This window comes from Guyparkeria halopsychrophila (assembly GCF_044582135.1).
Taxonomy (GTDB): domain Bacteria; phylum Pseudomonadota; class Gammaproteobacteria; order Halothiobacillales; family Halothiobacillaceae; genus Guyparkeria.
In genome coordinates this window covers 35,206-55,717 of sequence record NZ_JBDODP010000005.1, presented here as the reverse complement: position 1 = coordinate 55,717, position 20,512 = coordinate 35,206, and the positions used below count along the sequence as shown (strand labels likewise).

The window sequence follows — 20,512 nt, the reverse complement described above, 5'->3', positions numbered from 1 at the left end:
ATAGCGGACACCACGTGCCTCCGGGCAGGATGGATTGGCAGAACGCGCGCCTGCGCGCCACCCTTCACGTGCTAGGCTTCTCGGCGCCTCGCTTGCCACGGTTGCCATCAAAAGGAGAGAGTCCATGCACGCCCCGGAAGACAATCTGATCTGGATCGATCTCGAGATGACTGGGCTCGATCCGGTCCGAGACACCATCATCGAGATTGCCACCCTGGTGACCGACAAGCACCTGAATGTCCTGGCTGAAGGGCCGGTGGTGGCCATTCATCAGCCCGAGGCAAAACTCGCCGGCATGGACGAATGGAATACGCGGGTGCATGGGCAGAGCGGCTTGGTCGAACGCGTGCGGCAGAGCGACTGTGATCTGCGCTGTGGCGAGACCCGGACGCTGGAATTTCTGCGCCAGTACGTGCCCGAAGGCAAGTCGCCGATGTGCGGCAACAGCATTTGCCAGGACCGCCGTTTTCTCGCCCGGTTGATGCCGGAGCTCGAGGCGTATTTTCATTATCGCAACCTGGATGTCTCCACGATCAAGGAACTGGCCCGGCGTTGGCAGCCCGAGGTGTTGGCCGGTTACCGCAAGAACTCGAATCACCAGGCGATGGACGACATTCGGGGCTCGGTGGCCGAGCTTTCCCATTACCGGGCCGGCTTTTTCAAGCTCTAGGGCGCGCGTCGTCAAGCGGATTGATAGACTTCGGAAAATCCGTATTCAAGAATCCAGAGAGTCAGGCAGAACATCATGAGTACACGAGTCGGGATTGTTGGCGCCAACGGTCGCATGGGTCGTCGTTTGATCGAGGCGGCACACCACGGCAGTCAGACGCAAATGGGGGCGGCTTTCGCCCGCAGTGGCAGCCCGCTGATCGGCCAGGATGCGGGGCAGATCGCCGGGATCGGGCAGATCGGCGTGCCGGTGTTCGACGACCTCGCCGGCCATGGTGATGACTTCGACGTGCTGATCGATTTCACCACGATTGACGCGACGATGCGTCACCTGGAGATCTGCCGTGAGAAGGGCCGGGCGATCGTTATCGGCACCACCGGGTTGTCCGACGCGCAGAAGGACCAGCTGGCGGCTGCTGCCCAGGAGATCCCGGTGGTCTTCGCCCCGAACATGAGCATCGGCATCAACGTGCTGCTGCAGGTGCTGGGGCAGGTTGCCTCCATGTTGGGTGACGACTACGACGTCGAAATCATCGAGGCGCATCACCGCCACAAGGTCGACGCGCCATCCGGCACGGCCTTGCGGCTCGGGGAAGCGGTGGCCGACTCGCTGGACCGGGACCTGCAACAGGTGGCCATCTACGGTCGGGAAGGGATTACCGGTGAGCGCTCCGCCGAAACCATCGGTTTCTCGACGATACGAGGCGGGGACGTGGTCGGTGATCACACGGTGCTGTTCGCCGGCATCGGCGAGCGCGTCGAGATCACCCACAAGGCCTCGAGCCGCATGACCTTCGCCAAGGGCGCCGTTCGTGCCGCGCAATGGGTGGCCGACAAGCCCGCCGGGCTTTACGACATGAGCCACGTGCTGGGCCTCAAGCCGGTCTGACCCCACGGCTAGATGGGTGCGGCTGGACCAGTGAGCGCCCCGACTCGGCACCTCCCGCCGTGGACAGCATAGGGGCGTTTCAGTCATAATTGCGCCCCGAAACCGAGGGGCGCTAGCTGCCTCGGCGGCCAGCGCCAACTCGGGCGGGGTGACACGACAATTCTGTGGGGGAAAGTTCTTGGATAGCACGGTCTCAGACGCGAACACCGGGCTCCCGGCCAACACGGCGCTCCTGGCTCTTGAAGACGGGAGCGTTTTTTACGGCACCTCCATCGGGGCCGATGGCGAGTCGGTGGGCGAGGTGGTGTTCAACACCGCGATGACGGGCTACCAGGAGATTCTCACCGACCCGTCCTACCGGCGTCAGATCGTGACCCTCACGTACCCGCACATCGGCAACGTCGGCATCAATGCCGAGGATGCCGAATCCGACTCGGTCCACGTTGCCGGACTGGTGGTCCGCGATTCCGGCCAGATGAGCTCCTGGCGCGGCGAACAGACCCTCGAGGCCTACTGCCGCGAACATGACGTGGTCGCCATCTCGGAAGTCGATACCCGCGAGCTGACCCGCCGCCTGCGCGACCAGGGGGCCATGAAGGGTTGCATCGTCGCCGGTGAGGACCTCGACGCCACTGCCGCGGTGGAGAAGGCACAGGCCTTCGCCGGTCTGGCCGGCATGGACCTGATCCCCGAGGTCGGTATCCACGAGGTGCGCGAGTGGACCGCTGGTTCCTGGTGGGTGAATGACGAGGATCGCCCCGAGGCGACTCGTCATGTGGTCGCCTACGACTACGGCTTCAAGCACAACATCCTGCGCAAGCTCGTTGATCGCGGTTGCCGCATCACGCTATTCCCGGCCGACGCGCCGGTCGAGGAATTGCTGGCGTCCAACCCCGACGGCATCCTGGTGGGCAATGGCCCGGGCGACCCGGCGGCCTGCACCAAGGCGATCGGCGACATCGAGCGCGTCCTCGAGACCGGTATCCCGCTGTTCGGCATCTGCCTGGGCCACCAGCTGTTGGCACTGGCCAGCGGCGCGAAGACCAGCAAGATGAAGTTCGGCCACCATGGGGCGAACCACCCGGTCCAGGACCTCGATAGCAAGCGTGTATTGATCTCCAGCCAGAATCACGGTTTTGCGGTCGAGGAGGACAGCCTGCCGGCCCATCTCGAGTCCACGCACCGCTCGCTGTTCGACGGCAGCCTGCAGGGTATCCGTCGTACCGACTGTCCGGCCTTCAGCTTTCAGGGCCACCCCGAGGCGAGCCCCGGGCCGCATGATCTCGACCTGCTGTTCGATCAGTTCGTCGAGAGCATCGACGCCCGTCGCTGAGCCGCCTTTCCAGAACAACCAACTGCCCAGCCACGGCTGGCAGGTGAGTCGAGCATGCCAAAGAGAAACGATATTCAAAGTGTGTTGATCATCGGCGCGGGGCCGATCGTGATCGGTCAGGCCTGCGAGTTCGACTATTCCGGGGCCCAGGCCTGCAAGGCGCTGCGCGAGGAGGGCCTGCGGGTCATCCTGATCAACTCGAACCCGGCGACGATCATGACCGACCCGGAGATGGCCGATGCCACCTACATCGAGCCAATCACCTGGGAGGCGGTCAGCGCGATCATCGAGAAGGAACGTCCAGATGCCGTCCTGCCCACCATGGGCGGCCAAACGGCGCTGAACTGTGCGCTGGAGCTCCACCGGCACGGCGTGCTCGACCGGTTCGATTGCGAGCTGATCGGCGCCAGCCAGGACGCGATCGACATGGCCGAGGATCGGGATCGCTTCAAGGACGCGATGACCGAGATCGGCCTGTCGACCCCGCTCTCGACCGTGGTGCATTCCTTCGAGGCCGCCCTGGCCGCGCAAGGCGAGATCGGCTTTCCGGCGATCATCCGTCCGTCGTTCACCATGGGCGGCACGGGCGGGGGCATCGCCTACAACCGCGAGGAATACGAGGAACTGGTTCGTCGCGGTCTGGATCTTTCGCCGACCAACGAGCTGTTGATCGAACAGTCGGTGCTCGGCTGGAAGGAATACGAGATGGAGGTCGTGCGTGACAAGAACGACAACGCCATCATCATCTGCTCGATCGAGAACCTCGACCCGATGGGCGTGCACACCGGGGACTCGATCACCGTCGCCCCGGCACAGACCCTGACCGACAAGGAATACCAGGTGATGCGCAACGCCTCGCTGGCGGTATTGCGCAAGATCGGGGTGGAAACCGGCGGTTCGAACGTGCAGTTCGCGGTCAACCCGGAAAATGGCGACATGATCGTCATCGAGATGAATCCGCGGGTGTCGCGCTCGTCCGCACTGGCCTCCAAGGCGACGGGCTTCCCGATCGCCAAGGTCGCGGCCAAGCTCGCCATCGGCTACACCCTCGATGAGCTGAAGAACGACATCACCAATGGCGCGACCCCGGCCTCGTTCGAGCCGACCATCGATTACGTCGTCACCAAGATTCCGCGTTTTACCTTCGAGAAATTTCCGTCCGCCAACGATCGACTGACCACTCAGATGAAATCGGTCGGCGAGGTGATGGCGATCGGCCGGACGTTCAGCGAGTCCCTGCAGAAGGGGGTGCGCGGCCTGGAAATCGGGCGGGATGGTCTGGATGAGGTGCTGGAAGGCAGCCTCGCGGACGACGATATCGAAGATCGGTTGGTGCGCGAGCTGCATTCGCCGGGTGCCGATCGACTCTGGTACGTCGCTGACGCGTTCCGCCACGGCTTCGACGTCGAGCGCGTTCACCGTCACTCGTTCATCGACCCGTGGTTCCTGCGGCAGATCGAACACCTGGTGCGCACCGAGGAAGCACTGCGGGGCGGACGTCTCAAGGAGATGGGGACCGGGAAGATGTACCAGCTCAAGCGGCTGGGTTTCTCGGATGCGCGGCTGGCCAAACTCCTCGACGAGACCGAGAGCACGGTGCGCAAGCACCGCCACGCGCTGGGCGTGCGCCCGGTCTACAAGCGGGTCGATACCTGTGCCGCGGAGTTCCCGACGTCGACGGCATACATGTATTCGACTTACGAGCCGTTCTGCGAGGCCGAGCCGTCGAATCGTGACAAGATCATGATCCTCGGTGGCGGGCCCAACCGCATCGGTCAGGGCATCGAGTTCGACTATTGCTGCGTTCACGCCGCGCTCGCCCTGCGCGAGGATGGCTACGAAACCATCATGGTCAACTGCAACCCGGAAACGGTGTCCACCGACTACGACATCTCGGACCGTCTGTATTTTGAATCGCTGACACTCGAGGACGTGCTCGAGATCATCGAGGTTGAACAGCCGCGTGGGGTCGTGGTCCAGTTCGGTGGGCAGACGCCGCTCAAGCTCGCGCGCGACCTGGAGAAGGCCGGCGCACCGATCATCGGCACTACGCCGGATGCCATTGACCGGGCCGAGGATCGGGAACGATTCCAGGACATGATCCACAAGCTGGATCTCAAGCAGCCGCCCAACCGCACGGCCAGATCGGCCGACCAGGCGATTCATCTGGCCGCCGAGATCGGTTACCCGCTGGTGGTGCGCCCGTCGTACGTGCTGGGCGGCCGCGCGATGGAGATCGTCCACGACGAGGACGGACTCAAGCGCTACATCCGCGACGCGGTCAAGGTGTCCAACGAGTCGCCGGTCCTGCTCGACCGCTTCCTCGACGATGCCACCGAGATGGACATCGATGCCGTCTGTGATGGTGAGGACGTCGTGATCGGTGGTCTGATGGAGCACATCGAGATGGCCGGGGTCCACTCGGGCGATTCGGCGTGCTCGCTGCCGCCGTACACCGTGCCGCGGTCGGTACAGGATCGCGTCCGTGAGCAGATCACGGCGATGGCCCGCGAGCTGAATGTCGTTGGCCTGATGAACACCCAGGTCGCCATCCAGGGTGACGAGATCTTCATCATCGAAGTCAATCCACGCGCCTCGCGGACCGTGCCGTTCGTATCAAAGGCGGTGGGTGTTCCGCTGGCGCAGGTGGCCGCGCGCACGATGGCCGGTGTCAGCCTCAAACGCCAGGGCATTACGGCCGAGCGGATCCCGCCGTTCTACTCGGTCAAGGAAGCGGTATTCCCGTTCATCAAGTTCGCCGGCGTCGATCCGCTGCTCGGCCCCGAGATGAAATCGACCGGGGAGGTGATGGGGGTCGGTCGCGAATTCGGCGAGGCCTTCGCCAAGGCGCAGGCCGGGGCAAGCAATTCCCTCCCACTGTCGGGTACGGCGTTCATCTCGGTGCGCAAGCAGGACTACAAGGGAATGCTGCCGGTCGCCAAGGCACTGGTGGAGTGGGGCTTCTCGCTGGTCGCCACCCGTGGCACCGCGCGTTTCCTCGACGAGAACGGGCTGGCCGTGACCATGGTCAACAAGGTGACCGAGGGGCGTCCCAACGTGGTCGACATGATCAAGAACCGCGACATCGCGATGATCGTGAACACCACCTCGAACAGTCAGCAATCGCGCAGCGATTCCTACGAGATCCGGCGTGAGGCGCTGCACTATCGGATCCCGTACTTCACCACCTTGGCCGGAGCCGAGGCGATGGCGTTGGCATTGAAATATCTGCACCAGCCGGTCACCGTCAACCGGCTGCAGGACCTGCATCAGGAGTGTGTTACATGAATCAGACCCCGATGACCGCCGCCGGTGCGGCCAGCCTGGAGGAAGAGCTCAAGCGACTGCGAGGCGTGGAGCGTCCCCGTATCATCGCGGCGATTTCCGAGGCACGGGAACTGGGCGATCTCAAGGAAAACGCCGAGTATCACGCCGCCCGCGAGGAGCAGGGCTTCGTCGAGGGACGGATCAAGGAAATCGAGGCCAAGCTGTCGCATGCGCAGATCATCGACGTCACCCGCATGCCGCCGGGTGACAAGGTGATTTTCGGCGCCACGGTCGAAATCCTCGACCTGGATACCGACGCGGAGATCCGCTACAAGATCGTCGGCGACGACGAGGCGGACATCAAGAAGGATCTGGTCTCGATCCATTCGCCGATTGCCCGTGCCCTGATCGGCAAGTCGGTCGGCGACGAGGTCACTTTCAATGCCCCGGGTGGCAAGACCCGCACCTTCGAGATCGTCGAGGTCGAGTACATCGCCTGACATGCCTTGCCGGCCGGGTAGGACAACCCGCCGGCCTCTCCTTCGCAACCGATGGACCCCCCATGCTTGACGCCCGAGTTCTTCGCCAGGAAACCGACGATGTCGCCGCACGGCTGGCCCGTCGCGGGTTTGCCTTCGATCGAGAGCGGTTCGATTCGCTCGAATCCGAACGCAAATCCCTGCAGGTGCAGACCGAGACGCTGCAGGCCGAGCGCAATGCCGAGTCGAAAAAGATCGGTAAGGCCAAGGCGGCCGGCGACGATATCCAGCCGTTGATCGCGGCCGTGGGTGAGCTTGGCGATCGTCTCGACTCCGCCAAGGCACGCCTCAACGACATCGCCGATGAACTGGATGCCTTTCTCGCCGGCATCCCGAACCTGCCGGACGACGACGTGCCGGTGGGCGAGAGCGAGGACGACAACGTCGAGGTGCACGCCGTGGGCAAGATCCCGGCGTTCTCATTCGAGGCGCGAGATCACGTCGAGCTCGGGGCCGGTCTGGCCGGGATGGACTTCGAGGCGGCAGCCAAGCTGACGGGCGCGCGTTTCGTCACCATGTCCGGGCCGGTCGCCCGCCTGCACCGTGCGCTGGCGCAGTTCATGCTCGATCTGCATACCCGTGAGCACGGTTATACCGAGGTGCAGGTGCCGTTCATCGTGCATGCCGATTCGCTGTTCGGCACCGGGCAATTGCCCAAATTCGCCGAGGACCTGTTCAAGCTCGAAGGCGAAGCCCCGTGGTACCTGATCCCGACCGCCGAGGTGCCGGTGACCAACCTGGTGCGTGACCGGATCCTCGAGAGCGACGAGTTGCCGCTCAAGATGGTTGCCCACACCCCCTGTTTCCGCTCCGAGGCCGGATCGGCCGGGCGTGACACGCGCGGGCTGATCCGCCAGCACCAGTTCGAGAAGGTCGAACTGGTGCAGATCGTGTCGGCAGGGGAGTCCGAACGCGTCCTCGAAGAACTGACCGGCCATGCCGAGACAGTGCTCGATGCCCTGGGCTTGCCGTACCGCCGGTTGGCGCTATGCACCGGCGACATGGGCTTTTCCGCGGCCAAGACCTATGACCTGGAGGTCTGGCTGCCGGGGCAGGGGCGTTATCGCGAGATCTCCTCGTGCTCCAATACCCGCGATTTCCAGGCGCGGCGCATGCAGGCCCGTGCACGCAACGCCGAAGGCAAGCCGGAACCGGTACATACCCTCAACGGCTCCGGTCTGGCCGTCGGCCGGACCCTGGTGGCCGTGCTCGAGAACTACCAGTGCGAAAACGGTGATGTGATCGTGCCGGAGGTGTTGCGCCCCTACATGGGCGGGGTCGAACGGATTGAGGCCCAGGTGTGAGCGAGGTATCGATCGCGCCCGACCCGCTGTTTCATACGGTACGTCAGATCATCCTCGACACGCTCGACCTGCCCGGGCCGGCGCAACGCTTCGGGCCGGAAAGCGGGTTGTTCGGCGAGATACCCGAGCTCGATTCGATGGGCGTGGTGTTGCTGCTCACCGCACTCGAGGATCGCTTCGACATCCAGCTTTCCGATGATGAAATCGACGCCGAATGGTTCGCGACATTCGGCACGGTGACCGAATTCATCCGGGTACGGACGTAAGCGTCTCAAGACGTCTACCAGATTGAATGGCCGAACGTAAAAAACCCGCCGAACCTCCGGCGGGTTTTTGCTTGAGCAGAGGCTCGGTCGAGCTTAGCTGCCCGTCAGTTGCTGGTACTTGCCCATCAGCTGATCTTCGGTCTCTTTGTTGTCCGGGTCGGTGATGATGCAATCGACCGGGCAAACCTCCACGCACTGCGGTTCATCGTAATGACCCACGCACTCGGTGCAGAGGTTGGGTGCGATCTCGTAGATCTCGTCACCCTGGGAAATGGCGCCATTCGGGCATTCCGGCTCGCAGACATCGCAGTTGATGCATTCGTCGGTAATCAGCAGGGACATGCGGATTCCTCCCCAAAAATCTCGTCGTTAACTGGCGCACAGGATAACAGGTAAACGGTATTTTGGTGCGCTCGGGCAGAAAATTCCGCAGTATCAGGCTCGGTCAATATCGTCCAGCGCTCGAACCACCGCCGGCGGAACGAAGTCGGTGACATCACCACCGAGGCGCGCCAGTTCACGCACGATACTCGACGAGATGAACCCAAGATCTTCGGCCGGGGAAAGAAACACGGTTTCGAGTTCACTGTTGAGTCGTCGATTGATGGCAGCCAGCTGAATTTCGTACTCGAAATCACTCACCGCGCGCAATCCCCGCACCAGGGCGGTGGCCCCCACCTCGGCGGCAAAGTCCACCAACAGACCATCGAACGAGCCCACCCGAATCGCACCGGTCTCGTCCCCGATCGCCTCTTCGACCAGGGTGCGTCGCTTTTCCAGGGAGAAAAGGGTTTGCTTGCCCGAATCACCGGCGACGGCAACGATCACCTCGTCGAACAGCCGGGCGGCACGATGGGCGAGATCGACATGTCCATACGTGATCGGATCGAACGTGCCCGGATAGACCGCGATGCGTTTCTTGCGTGTCATGCAGAAGCCCCCGATGGACTGAGGTCGAAAGCGGATCGGGTGCAGGCCCGGATCAGGAAAGAATCATGTGAATGCCCAGACCCATCAGCACAAAGGCGAAGATGCGTTTGAGCATCAGGGCCGGCAATATCTGCGCGAGTTTGGCACCGATGGGGGCGAAAAGCACCGAGAACACGGCAATACCCGCCAGTGCCGGCAGGTACACGTAGCCGGCCGTCATCTCGGGCAGACCCTCGATGGTCCAGCCGCTGACAATGTACCCGGCCGCGCCGAAGAACGCGGTCGGCAGGGTCAGCGAGGCGCTGGTCGCAATCGCGTTACGAGCGGTGACGTTGCAGTAGAGGAAGAACGGGGTCGTCATTGCGCCGCCGCCCATGCCCATGATCGAGGCGATCGCCCCGAAGGTGCTCGATACCCCGGTGAGCGGGACGATTCCGGGAAGCTGCCGACTGGCCGGCGGCGTCTTGCCGAAGGCCATCTGCAGGGCCACCGCGATCTCGAGCACGCCGAAGACAATCTTGAGCACGTTGCCGGGCAGGTAATGCGCCACCGTCGAGCCCAGAATAGCCCCGAGCGCCATCCCCGGCGCAAACCGCGCGAACACGTCCCAGAGCACGCCCCCGTGCCGGTGGTGGCTGTATACCGAGGTAATCGAGGCAAACACGATAGCCGCCAATGACGTGCCGATCGCGATATGCACCAGATGGGGGCCGCTGATACCGATGGTCGGAAAGATCATCAGCAGGACGGGCACCATGATCAGTCCGCCACCAATGCCGAGCAGGCCGGCGGCCACTCCACCGACGATGCCGAGGATGGCGAACAACAGGTATTCCATTCGCGTCCTCCCTTTGCCGGCGCCCAATCAGCGTTTCTTGGGCGGCAGCAGGTCCGTGATGGTGCCTTCGGCCATCTCGGCGGCGAAGCCAAGGGTCTCCGACAGGGTGGGGTGGGGATGGATCGTCAAGCCGATGTCGGCCATGTCCGCGCCCATCTCGATCGCCAGCATGGCTTCTGCGATCAACTCGCCGGCGTTGGGGCCGACGATGCCCGCGCCGAGCAGGCGGTGGGTCTTCTTGCAGAACAAGGCCTTGGTAAGACCTTCGTCGCGGCCAAGACTCAGCGATCGGCCTGAGGCGGCCCAGGGGAAGGCGCCTTTCTCGTACTCGACACCCTCGGCCTTGAGCTCGTCCTCGGTCTTGCCGGCCCAGGCGACCTCCGGATCGGTGTAGGCCACGCTGGGAATCCCCATCGGCGTGAAGGCCGACGGCAGACCACAGATCACCTCGGCGGCGACCTTGCCCTCGTGCACCGCCTTGTGGGCCAGCATCGGCTGACCGACCACGTCGCCGATCGCATGGATATGCTCGACGTTGGTCCGCATCCGCTCGTCGACGGCGATGAAGCCGCGCTCGTCGACCGATACGCCGGCCTTGTCCGCATCGATCTTCTTGCCGTTCGGCGCGCGACCAACGGCGACCAGAATGCGATCGAAAACAGCCGTTTCCGGTGTGTTTTTGCCCTCGAAGGTGACATGAAGGCCATCTTTCTTGGCCTCGACATTGGTCACCTTCGAGCCGAGGAAAATGTCCTGGTAGCGCTTCTTGAGGATCTTCAGCAACGGACGGGTCAGGTCCTTGTCGGCCCCCGGGATAATGGTGTCGGCCAGTTCGACGATCGAAATATCGGCGCCGAGCGAATCATAGACCTGCGCCATTTCCAGACCGATGATGCCGCCGCCGATGACCAGCATTTTGCCCGGCACTTCCTCGAGTTCGAGAGCGTCGGTGGAGTCCATCACGCGCGGGTCGTCGTGCGGAATGAACGGCAGCTTCACCGGCTGGGAGCCGGCGGCGACGATGGCGTTGTCGAACCGGACCAGGGTTTCCTTGCCATCGTCATCGGTGACCGCGACGTGGTGCGGATCGACGAAACGGCCGTAACCGCGCACGATCTGCACCTTGCGTTGCTTGGCCAGGGCCTCGAGGCCACCGGTGAGCTTCTTGATCGTCTTTTCCTTGAAGCCGCGCAGCTTGTCCAGATCGATCTTGGGCTCGGCGAATGTCACACCGTGCGCGCCCATCGAGCGGGTTTCGTTGAGCACTTCGGAGACGTGCAGCAACGCCTTGGACGGAATGCAGCCGACATTCAGGCACACGCCGCCGATGACGGGATAGCGCTCGATCAGCACCACCTTCTTGCCCAGATCCGCGGCGCGGAAGGCGGAGGTGTAGCCGCCCGGGCCGCCACCCAGGACGCAAATCTCGCACTCGACGTCGGCCTTGGCGTCGGTGGTTGCGGCAGCAGCGGGTGCGGCCGACTTGTCTTCCTCGGTCGGGGCAGGGGCTGTCTCGGCCGGTGCATCGGCCTTGTCGTCCTTGTCGTCCGTGCCATCGGCTGCGGCGGGCTCGTACTTGGCGATCGGCTTGCCGGTGCGGACCTTGTCGCCCACGCCGACCAGCATCTCGGTGATCGTGCCGGCGGCGGGTGCCGGGATCTCCATGGTGGCCTTGTCGGTCTCCAGGGTGATCAACGAGTCTTCGGCCTCGACGGCGTCGCCGGCCTCGACCAGCACCTCGATGATCTCGACTTCGTCAAAGTTGCCGATGTCCGGCAGGTTGATGGTTTCGATGGTCATCCGGTGCTCCTTACAGCATCAGTTCGCGAAGATCGGTGAGCGTGCGCGAGAGCGTGGTCATGAACCGCGCGCCCTCGGCGCCATCGATGACGCGGTGATCGTAGGACAACGCCAGCGGCAGCATCAGGCGCGGCACGAAGTCTGAACCATCCCAGACCGGCTGCATGCTGGCCTTGGACACCCCGAGGATGCCCACTTCCGGACCGTTGACGATTGGCGTGAACTGGGTGCCGCCGATGCCCCCGAGGCTGGAGACCGAGAACGTACCGCCGGAGAGGTCCTCACCGGTCAGCTTGCCGTTTCGGGCACGCTCCGAGATGGCCATCAGTTCCTCGGAGAGCTCGAAGATGCCCTTCTTGTCGACATCGCGCACCACCGGCACCAGCAGCCCTTTGGGGGTATCCACGGCCACGCCGAGGTTGATGTACTGCTTGACGATCAGCTTCTCGCCATCGGGCGCGAGCGAGGCATTCATGTGCGGGAACTCGCGCAGCACGTGCGCCAGCGCCTTGAGCACGAACACGAGCGGCGTCATCTTGATGCCGGCCTTCTCAGCGCGCGGCTTGAGTGACTTGCGGAAGGCCTCGACCTCGGTGATATCCGTTTCGTCGAACTGCGTGACGTGCGGAATGTTCAACCAAGCAGTCGAGAGATGCTTGCCGGAAAGCTTCTTGATGCGTGAGAGCGGGCTTTCCTCGATCTCGCCGAACTGGGAGAAGTCGATCTCCGGCAGCGGCGGGATGCCCGCCCCGGTAGCCGCCCCGCCCTTGGCCACGCCTTCCATCACCGTCTTGATCGCGCCTTCGACGTCTTCCTGCCGGATGCGGCCCTTGGGACCGGTGCCAGTGACATTGGCCAGGTCCACGCCCAGTTTTCGGGCGAAAACACGCACCGATGGACTGGCGTGGAAGGCCGCACCGGCACTCTGGCGATTGACGGGCGCGGGTGTCTGCGGCGCCTGGGCCGCGGGCTCGGCGGGCTTCTCGCCAGCCGGTACCGGCTTCTCGGTCTCGGCCGGTTTCTCGTCCGGCTTTGCCTCGGCTGACTCTTCCTTGGTCGACTCTTCCTGGCTTGCCGCTTCTTGGCTCGAGGGCGTTTCGGCGTCGTCTCCGGAATCTTCCTCGGCCTCGATCTCGGCGATCAGGTCTCCTTGTTTCAGGGAGTCGTCCACCTTGACCAGCACCTTCTTGATCTCGCCCGCGTAGGGGGACGGGATCTCCATCGTGGCCTTGTCGGACTCCAGCGTGATCAGCGAGTCTTCCTTTTCCACCCGGTCGCCGGGCGAGATCAGCACCTCGATAACCGGGGTGTTGTCGTAATTGCCGATATCGGGGAGGGTGATCGACTTGATGGCCATCAGCCTGTCTCCATGAAAGGTTGCATGCGCGTCCGCGTCTTTTTGCGGGCGTCGGATCGAATGGGGCCGGTGCCCCGCGTCATGCCGGCATGAGCGGGGCAGGGGCGGTAGGTCTTAGCGCTCGATCGGCGGGCCGCAGTCCGGATCGATGTCGTATTTCTTGATCGCCTCGGTGACCTTGGTGGCCGGGATGGTGCCTTCGTCGGCCAGGGCCTTGAGCGCGGCGACCACGATGTGGGCGGCATCGACTTCGAAGAAGCGACGCAGTGCCGCGCGGGTATCGGAACGGCCGTAGCCGTCGGTGCCCAGGATGGTGAACGAATTTGGCACGAATCGACGGATCTGATCCGGGTAGGCCTGGATGTAGTCAGTCGCCGCGATAACCGGGGCGTTGCGTTCCTCAAGGGCGGCGGTGATGTACGGCGTCTTGGGATCGGCTTCTGGGTGCAGCCGGTTGTGCCGTTCGCAGGCCTGACCTTCGCGGGCCAGCTCGGTAAAGCTGGTTGCCGACCAGACATCGGCCGCTATTTTCCAGTCGCCCTCGAGCATCACGGCCGCGGTCTCGGCCTCGCGCAGGATGGTGCCGGAACCCATCAGCTGGACACGGTTCTTAAGTTTCTTCTTGCTCTCGCGCAGGCGATAGGCGCCCTTGAGAACGCCTTCCTCGATACCCTCGGGCATCGCGGGGTGGGCGTAGTTCTCGTTCATCGCGGTGATGTAGTAGTAGCAATCCTGCTTTTCCTCGACCATCGCCTGCAGGCCATCACGGATGATGATGGCCATCTCGTAGCCGTAGGTCGGATCGAAGACGCGGCAGCTGGGCACGACCGAGAACATCATGATGTTGTGGCCGTCGTTGTGCTGCAGACCCTCGCCCTCGAGCGTGGTCCGGCCGGCGGTCGCCCCAATCAGGAAGCCACGCGCCCGGATGTCGCCCGCCAGCCAGGCCAGATCGCCCACGCGCTGGTAGCCGAACATCGAGTAGTAGATGTAGAACGGCACCATCGCCTCACCGTAGTTGGCGTAGGCGGTGGCCGCGGCCAGCCACGAGGACATGGAGCCGGCCTCGTTGATGCCTTCCTGCAGCACCTGGCCGTTGGCCGCCTGCTTGTACCAGGCCACCTGGTCCGAATCGACCGGCTCGTAGAGCTGACCGGCGGGGTCGTAGATACCCACCTGGCGGAACAACCCCTCGAGACCGAAGGTGCGGGCCTCGTCCGGGATGATCGGCACGACGCGCTTGCCGAGCTTCTTGTCGCGCAGGATCATCGCCAGGATGCGACCGAAGAGCATGGTCGAGGACATCTCGCGCTCGCCGGTGCCCTTGAGGATCATGTCGAAGGCCTTGAGCTCCGGTGCCGGGATGGACTCGGCGCGGTCGACGCGGGAGGGCAGGTAGCCGCCCAGCTCCTTGCGCCGCTCGTTCATGTACTTGATCAGCTCGTGGCTGTCGTCCGGCTTGTAGAACGGCACGTTCTTTTCGAGCTGCTCGTCGGAGATCGGCAAGCCGAAACGGTCGCGAAAGTACTTCAGCCCGTCGTTGTCCAACTTCTTTTGCTGGTGGGCGGTCATCGCGCCTTCGCCGAACGGGCCCATGCCGTAACCCTTGATGGTCTTGGCGATGATGACGGTCGGCTTGCCCTTGCAGTCGTTGGCCGCCTTGTAGGCCGCGTACATCTTGCGCGGGCTGTGGCCACCACGGGTGAGCGAGAAGATCTCGTCGTCGGTCATGTTCTTGACCAGCTCGGCGGTCTCCGGGTACTTGCCGAAGAAGTGCTCGCGGACGAAGGCGCCATCCTTGGCCTTGTAGGCCTGATATTCGCCGTCGGGAACTTCCATCATCCGTTCCATCAGCTTGCCCGACTTGTCGCGAGCCAGCAGCTCGTCCCAGCCCGGCCCCCAGATGACCTTGATCACGTTCCAGCCGGCGCCCCGGAAGCTACCCTCGAGTTCCTGGATGATCTTGCCGTTGCCGCGAACCGGGCCATCGAGGCGCTGCAGGTTGGCGTTGACGATGAAGACCAGATTGTCGAGCTTCTCGCGCACGGCCAGGCCGATGGCGCCGAGTGATTCCGGCTCGTCCATCTCGCCATCACCGAGGAAGGCGTAGACCTTGCGGCTGTTGATCTTGCCGAAACCGCGCGCGTCCATGTATTTCATGAAGCGTGCCTGGTAGATCGCCATCAGCGGCCCCAGGCCCATGGAGACGGTCGGGAACTGCCAGAAGTTCGGCATCAGCCAGGGGTGCGGGTAGGAGCTCAGTCCATCCTTGTGCGCTTCCTGGCGGTAGTTGAGCAGCTGGTCTTCGGTGATGCGTCCCTCGAGGTACGCCCGGGCGTACATCCCCGGCGCGACGTGACCCTGGAAGAACACCATGTCGGCGCCTTCCGGGTGGTCGTGACCCTTGAAGAAGTGGTTCAGGGCGACCTCGTACATGGTCGCGCTGGACTGATAGGAGGCGATGTGGCCGCCGACCGAGCTTTCCTTGTTGGCCCGCACCACGATCGCCATGGCGTTCCAGCGGATCAGGGCGCGCAGGCGCTGCTCGATCTGACGGTCGCCGGGATACTGCGGCTCGTTCTCGGGCGGAATGGTGTTGATGTAGGGGGTGGTCGCGGAGTAGGGGGTGTCGATGCCGTGCTGGCGCGCCAGCTCGATCATGTTGCCAATCAAATGGCGGGCCTTTTCCGTCCCTTCAAAGCTGACCACTGCCTCGAGTGCGTCGAGCCATTCCCGGGTTTCCTGCGGATCCTGATCGATGTAATCGGTCACAAGCACTCCTCAAAGCTGTCGTTGGGCGCGTCCGAAATCCCCACAAAGCGCCTCATGGCGGGGTTTCGATGGTCGCACCGGACCAAAATTTGCGCCTCATTATGCGCGATTACGCCGCGTTTTCCTATGCACGAGCGCATGGAGAAGCCGTTTCACGCCCCTTTTCAGGGACGCAAGCAATCAGAAGAGTGCCATATTGACGGCCCTGGGAGTGGCGTAATCGGGGGATTGAAAATCCCTATGCCCTGTCAAGGCGCAGCGGTGTCTATATAATGGCGCGATCTCGTGCCAAGCACATCGCAAACACAAATCGAAATCAGGAGTTCTGATGAGTAATCCCGCGGCCCCCAAGAAGCTCGGCAAGGTGGTACTGGCCTACTCCGGCGGTCTGGACACCTCGGTGATCCTCAAGTGGCTGGAAGAGACCTATGACTGCGAGGTCGTCACCTTTACCGCGGACCTGGGGCAGGGCGAGGAGCTCGACCCGGCGCGTGAGAAGGCCGAGAAGATGGGCGTCAAGGAAATCTACATCGACGACCTGCGCGAGACCTTCGTGCGCGACTACGTCTTCCCGATGTTCCGCGCCAACGCCATCTACGAGGGCGAGTACCTGCTGGGCACGTCCATCGCTCGTCCGTTGATCGCCAAGCGCCTGGTGGACATCGCCCGCGAGACCGGTGCCGATGCCGTCGCTCACGGCGCTACCGGCAAGGGCAACGACCAGGTGCGTTTCGAGCTCAATGCCTACGCACTCAATCCGGACATCAAGGTGATCGCTCCATGGCGCGAGTGGGACCTCACCTCCCGCGAGAAGCTGATGAACTACGCGGAGTCCCGCGACATCCCGGTCGACTTCGCCGCCGCCGGCAAGAAATCGCCGTACTCAATGGATGCCAACCTGCTGCACATCTCCTACGAGGGCGGGAACCTCGAGGATCCGTGGTGGGAGCCGGAGGAGGACATGTGGCGTTGGTCGGTCAGCCCGGAGCGGGCGCCCGATGAAGCGACCGAGATCGTGATCGGTTTCGAGAAGGGCGACCCGGTCTCGATCGACGGCGAGACGCTTTCGCCGGCCACGCTGCTCGAGAAGCTCAACCAGCTGGGTGGTGCCAACGGCATCGGTCGACTCGACATGGTCGAAAACCGTTACGTGGGCATGAAATCGCGCGGCTGCTACGAGACCCCGGGTGGCACCATTATGCTGAAGGCGCGTCGCGCACTCGAGTCGCTCACGCTCGATCGTGGCGAGGCGCACATGAAGGATGAACTCATGCCCAAGTACGCCGAATTGGTGTACAACGGGTACTGGTTCGCCCCCGAGCGCGAGATGCTGCAAAAGGCCATCGACGCGACACAAGACAACGTCAACGGTGACGTGCGCCTGCGCCTGTACAAGGGCAACGTGATCGTGGCTGGCCGCCAGTCCGACAACAGCCTGTTCGACCCGGCAATCGCGACATTCGAGGACGACGCCGGTGCCTACGACCAGCGCGATGCCGAGGGCTTCATCAAGCTCAACGCCCTGCGTCTGCGCATCAGCGCGAAGGCCGGCCGACGCGGCTAAGCGGTTGGAAGGGTGTCCCGGCAGCAAACCGGGCTCCCTCCCGGCGCAACGGGGACGGGCCGACCGGTACCCGAAAGGGTGTGATTCACAGGCAAGGGATGTCTGGCATGCAGCGAGTGGTAAACCGCAGGGAAATGGTCGCCAAAAAGGTATCTCCGCTGATAGGGCGGGTCGTGGCGATGGTCACGGCCCGCCTTTTTTGTGTCATCGGTGCCACCAGCCGAGCGGGGGTTGGTTTGATGCAACACACCGTGCAACGCCTGTTGATCGGGATCATCGTGCTTGCAGCGTGGCAGTCCCCGATCCATGCCCAGGCATGGGCGAGTGACGATCGACTGATCAGCATCGGCGTGCTCACCATCACCAGCAAGGAGGAGGCGCAGGCGCGCTGGAACCCGACCGCCGATTACCTCAGTGACCGCATCAAGGGGACGCGTTTCGAGATCCGGCCGCTGTACCTGCAGGAAGTGGCACGTGCCGTCCGGCAGAACGAACTGCACTTCGTTCACCTCCAACCACTTCAATTCGTCCAGTTGCGTGCCGACTACGGCCTCGAAGCCCTGGCGACCCGGGTGGTCAACGGCGCGGGCAGTCCGAGCAATCGCTTCGGGTCGGTGATCGTGCGCCTGGCCGGGCGCGATGAGATTAACGACCTGGCTGACTTGCAGGGCGCAATCGTTGCGGGGGTGGCGCCCAATGCCCTTGGGGCCTGGATCCTGGGTGCCGAGGAGATTGAACGGGCCGGGCTGTCGATCGAGAACGACATCCTGCCCCTGTACGTCGGTCTACCCATGAGCAATGTGCTCGGCGCGGTGGCAGCCGGGCGGGCGGATGCCGGTATCGTGCGGGCCGATGTGCTCACGCGGGAAATCGAAGCCGGGCGCTACACAGCCGAGACATTCAGCGTGCTCAACCGTGTCAGTGAACCGGGTTATCCGCATGCCCTCTCGAGCCGACTGGTACCGCAGTGGCCATTGGCCGCAACGACGCGGACGGCGCCGGCATTGCGCCAACAGGTCCGTTCGGCGTTGCTCTCGATGCCGACCGATTCGGCACCCCTCCTTGCCGCCAACCTGTCCGGCTGGTCTGAACCGGTCGATTACGGTGACCTCGAGGCGCTGGCCGATCGATGGCTCACCCCACCAGTCGACATGGTCGACTGGTTCCGGGCGCACTGGTGGGTCGTGCCCGTCGGCTTGAGTGCGCTGTTATCCCTCCTGCTCTGGCAACAATGGCGAGCCCGCCGTCTTCTCGCCCAACGCGAGCGCGAGCATCGGGCTGCACTGACGGCGATGCACGATGCCGTTGTCACGCTCGACGGGGAAGGGCGCATCCAGTTTCCCAACCCCTCGGCCGAGCGGTTGCTGCCTGAGGGGATGCAGTCGGTGGAGGCCGTGGGTCAACGCCTGACGGACGTGTTCGCGTTGATGTTGCGCCATGACACCCATGACTTTTCGCTTGCCGGCATGATCGAACAGTTGGCCACCCGCAGCTGGGTGGAATACGCGGTAATCCTCGCGCATGGCCATCCCAGGCGGGTGCTCAACCTGACGGCCGCTCGAATGGACGACGTCGCCGACCTCGGCGAGGTGCGGCGGCTGGTCGTCTCGATGATGGACATCACCGAGCTCGACGAGACCAGTCGGCAGCTGGCCTATCGCGCCACGCACGACGAGCTGACCGGTCTGTTGACGCGACGGCATTTCCTCGATCAAGTCGAGTCGCGGATGCAGCCCACGGATGCAGAACGGAGCGGTGAAGGCGGAACGCTGCTCTGGGTGGATCTGGATCATTTTCGCCTGGTCAACGAAGGAGGCTCGCATCGGATGGGAGACGAGCTGGTCCGTCGTCTGGCGGGCTACCTGCGGGTCATGTTGCCGCCCAACACGCCGGTGGGGCGCCTTGGCGGTGACGAATTCGGCATCTACCTGGCCGCGTCGGCCGGCGACGACTGGCCGGAACGGGTACTCCACGCGATCCGGGATTTTCGCCTCGACGGGGACGACCGGGCGTTGCGCACCTCGGCCAGCATCGGTGTTCGCGAGGTGGCCGCTGATGGTGGCTACAACGCCGCCACCGTCCTCGAGGAGGCCGAATCGGCCTGTGTGACCGCTCAGAAGCTGGGCGGCAACCGCTTGGTCGGGTTCGAGGAAAGCGCCGGTGAACGGTCCCTGCGCCAGACCGATTTCGCCGAACTCAACCGTCTCAAGCAAGCGGTCGAGCAGGATCGTTTTGTGTTGCATGCCCAGGAAATCCACGCCATCGGCGCCGCCGAAACCGACGGGGTGCGTCTTGAGGTCTTGATCCGCCTGGCCGGAGAGAATGGCCAGTTGGGTTCGCCGGCCCCATTGATCGAGCTGGCCGAACGATTCAACTACATGCCGCAGATCGATCGTTGGGTGGTCCGCCGGACGCTCCAGACCCTACGTGACCACTTGATCGCCGGGTCACCGCCGATGCGATTGACGATCAACCTCTCCGGCCAGTCGATGGAGGACGGCGAACTGGTCGGCTTTGTCCGGGACACGTTGCAACATTACGAGATCGATCCGACCTGCTTGTGCTTCGAGATCACCGAAACGGCGGCCATCGCGAATTTTGATCAGGCAGTGGAGCTGATAGCCTCGCTACGCGACCTTGGCTGCCTGGTGGCTCTGGATGACTTCGGTGGTGGCTTGATCTCGTTCGAGTTCCTGCGTCGACTCAAGCCGGACATCGTCAAAATCGACGGCAAACTGGTCTGCGACCTGGAACACGACCGCGTCGCCGCCGTGATCGTCGAATCCATTCACGACGTGGCGCGAGTCATGGGGGCCCAAACGGTAGGCGAGTGGGTGGAAACGCCGGCCACGCTGGCGCAACTCGAGCGCATCGGGGTGGATTTCGTGCAGGGCTACCTGCTGCATCGTCCAGAATCACTGGTCGAACGACTCGCCGCGGAGCGCCCGGTGTTGGCTGGCTGACGGCGCTCCCGCATTTGACCG

Annotated in this window: 15 protein-coding genes; 9 read left to right on the top strand and 6 right to left on the bottom strand. The window is 63.5% G+C overall.

Going from position 1 to position 20,512, the window contains the following annotated elements; genetic code table 11:
- The first annotated feature begins 124 nt into the window (after window positions 1-124).
- From orn to ABGV18_RS03600, 7 genes are all read left to right on the top strand, one after another.
- Window positions 125-670, top strand: coding sequence for an oligoribonuclease (orn, locus tag ABGV18_RS03630; RefSeq protein WP_396584851.1), 546 nt, complete (start codon window positions 125-127; stop codon window positions 668-670).
- 75 nt (window positions 671-745) lie between these two features.
- A complete protein-coding gene (gene dapB, locus ABGV18_RS03625; RefSeq protein WP_396584850.1) occupies window positions 746-1,558 on the top strand; it encodes a 4-hydroxy-tetrahydrodipicolinate reductase in 813 nt (270 codons plus the stop codon).
- A gap of 178 nt (window positions 1,559-1,736) precedes the next feature.
- Window positions 1,737-2,891: a glutamine-hydrolyzing carbamoyl-phosphate synthase small subunit gene (carA, locus tag ABGV18_RS03620; protein ID WP_396584849.1), complete on the top strand. Its 1,155-nt coding sequence runs from the start codon at window positions 1,737-1,739 to the stop codon at window positions 2,889-2,891.
- Window positions 2,892-2,945: 54 nt separating this feature from the next.
- On the top strand, window positions 2,946-6,179 hold the full coding sequence (gene carB, locus ABGV18_RS03615) for a carbamoyl-phosphate synthase large subunit (RefSeq protein WP_396584848.1): 3,234 nt from the start codon (window positions 2,946-2,948) through the stop codon (window positions 6,177-6,179).
- Window positions 6,176-6,658, top strand: a complete 483-nt coding sequence (gene greA, locus ABGV18_RS03610; RefSeq protein ID WP_396584847.1) for a transcription elongation factor GreA — start codon at window positions 6,176-6,178, stop codon at window positions 6,656-6,658. The genes carB and greA overlap by 4 nt, the downstream gene beginning before the upstream one ends.
- A 62-nt stretch (window positions 6,659-6,720) precedes the next feature.
- The gene (gene serS, locus ABGV18_RS03605) at window positions 6,721-8,001 is read left to right on the top strand and encodes a serine--tRNA ligase (RefSeq protein ID WP_396584846.1); all 1,281 of its coding nucleotides are present in this window, start codon (window positions 6,721-6,723) and stop codon (window positions 7,999-8,001) included.
- Window positions 7,998-8,267, top strand: coding sequence for a phosphopantetheine-binding protein (locus tag ABGV18_RS03600; RefSeq protein WP_396584845.1), 270 nt, complete (start codon window positions 7,998-8,000; stop codon window positions 8,265-8,267). The genes serS and ABGV18_RS03600 overlap by 4 nt, the downstream gene beginning before the upstream one ends.
- 93 nt (window positions 8,268-8,360) lie before the next feature.
- On the opposite strand, the gene ABGV18_RS03595 is transcribed toward ABGV18_RS03600, so the two are convergent.
- From ABGV18_RS03595 to aceE, 6 genes are all read right to left on the bottom strand, one after another.
- Complete coding sequence (locus ABGV18_RS03595; RefSeq protein WP_396584844.1) at window positions 8,361-8,609, bottom strand: YfhL family 4Fe-4S dicluster ferredoxin; 249 nt, start codon at window positions 8,607-8,609, stop codon at window positions 8,361-8,363.
- 93 nt (window positions 8,610-8,702) lie between these two features.
- Window positions 8,703-9,197, bottom strand: a complete 495-nt coding sequence (gene coaD / locus ABGV18_RS03590) for a pantetheine-phosphate adenylyltransferase (RefSeq protein ID WP_396584843.1) — start codon at window positions 9,195-9,197, stop codon at window positions 8,703-8,705.
- A gap of 52 nt (window positions 9,198-9,249) precedes the next feature.
- The gene (locus ABGV18_RS03585) at window positions 9,250-10,035 is read right to left on the bottom strand and encodes a TSUP family transporter (RefSeq protein ID WP_396584842.1); all 786 of its coding nucleotides are present in this window, start codon (window positions 10,033-10,035) and stop codon (window positions 9,250-9,252) included.
- Window positions 10,036-10,062: 27 nt separating this feature from the next.
- Window positions 10,063-11,835, bottom strand: a complete 1,773-nt coding sequence (gene lpdA, locus ABGV18_RS03580; RefSeq protein WP_396584841.1) for a dihydrolipoyl dehydrogenase — start codon at window positions 11,833-11,835, stop codon at window positions 10,063-10,065.
- A 10-nt stretch (window positions 11,836-11,845) separates the two neighbouring features.
- A complete protein-coding gene (aceF, locus tag ABGV18_RS03575; protein WP_396584886.1) occupies window positions 11,846-13,249 on the bottom strand; it encodes a dihydrolipoyllysine-residue acetyltransferase in 1,404 nt (467 codons plus the stop codon).
- 57 nt (window positions 13,250-13,306) lie between these two features.
- Complete coding sequence (gene aceE, locus ABGV18_RS03570) at window positions 13,307-15,964, bottom strand: pyruvate dehydrogenase (acetyl-transferring), homodimeric type (protein ID WP_396584840.1); 2,658 nt, start codon at window positions 15,962-15,964, stop codon at window positions 13,307-13,309.
- Window positions 15,965-16,292: 328 nt separating this feature from the next.
- On the opposite strand from aceE, the gene ABGV18_RS03565 reads away from it, so the two are divergent.
- On the top strand, window positions 16,293-17,528 hold the full coding sequence (locus tag ABGV18_RS03565; protein WP_396584839.1) for an argininosuccinate synthase: 1,236 nt from the start codon (window positions 16,293-16,295) through the stop codon (window positions 17,526-17,528).
- 239 nt (window positions 17,529-17,767) lie between these two features.
- Window positions 17,768-20,491 carry an EAL domain-containing protein gene (locus ABGV18_RS03560; RefSeq protein ID WP_396584838.1) on the top strand — a complete coding sequence of 908 codons (2,724 nt, stop codon included), beginning with the start codon at window positions 17,768-17,770 and terminating at the stop codon, window positions 20,489-20,491.
- Window positions 20,492-20,512: the final 21 nt, after the last annotated feature.

What these genes read in the sequence shown, in the direction of transcription:
- orn (WP_396584851.1), top strand. Translation starts at nt 125, where the DNA reads ATGCACGCCCCGGAAGACAATCTGATCTGGATCGATCTCGAGATGACT.
- dapB (WP_396584850.1), top strand. Translation starts at nt 746, where the DNA reads ATGAGTACACGAGTCGGGATTGTTGGCGCCAACGGTCGCATGGGTCGT.
- carB (WP_396584848.1), top strand. Translation starts at nt 2,946, where the DNA reads ATGCCAAAGAGAAACGATATTCAAAGTGTGTTGATCATCGGCGCGGGG.
- greA (WP_396584847.1), top strand. Translation starts at nt 6,176, where the DNA reads ATGAATCAGACCCCGATGACCGCCGCCGGTGCGGCCAGCCTGGAGGAA.
- serS (WP_396584846.1), top strand. Translation starts at nt 6,721, where the DNA reads ATGCTTGACGCCCGAGTTCTTCGCCAGGAAACCGACGATGTCGCCGCA.
- ABGV18_RS03595 (WP_396584844.1), bottom strand. Translation starts at nt 8,609, where the DNA reads ATGTCCCTGCTGATTACCGACGAATGCATCAACTGCGATGTCTGCGAG.
- coaD (WP_396584843.1), bottom strand. Translation starts at nt 9,197, where the DNA reads ATGACACGCAAGAAACGCATCGCGGTCTATCCGGGCACGTTCGATCCG.
- ABGV18_RS03585 (WP_396584842.1), bottom strand. Translation starts at nt 10,035, where the DNA reads ATGGAATACCTGTTGTTCGCCATCCTCGGCATCGTCGGTGGAGTGGCC.
- lpdA (WP_396584841.1), bottom strand. Translation starts at nt 11,835, where the DNA reads ATGACCATCGAAACCATCAACCTGCCGGACATCGGCAACTTTGACGAA.
- ABGV18_RS03565 (WP_396584839.1), top strand. Translation starts at nt 16,293, where the DNA reads ATGAGTAATCCCGCGGCCCCCAAGAAGCTCGGCAAGGTGGTACTGGCC.
- ABGV18_RS03560 (WP_396584838.1), top strand. Translation starts at nt 17,768, where the DNA reads ATGCAACACACCGTGCAACGCCTGTTGATCGGGATCATCGTGCTTGCA.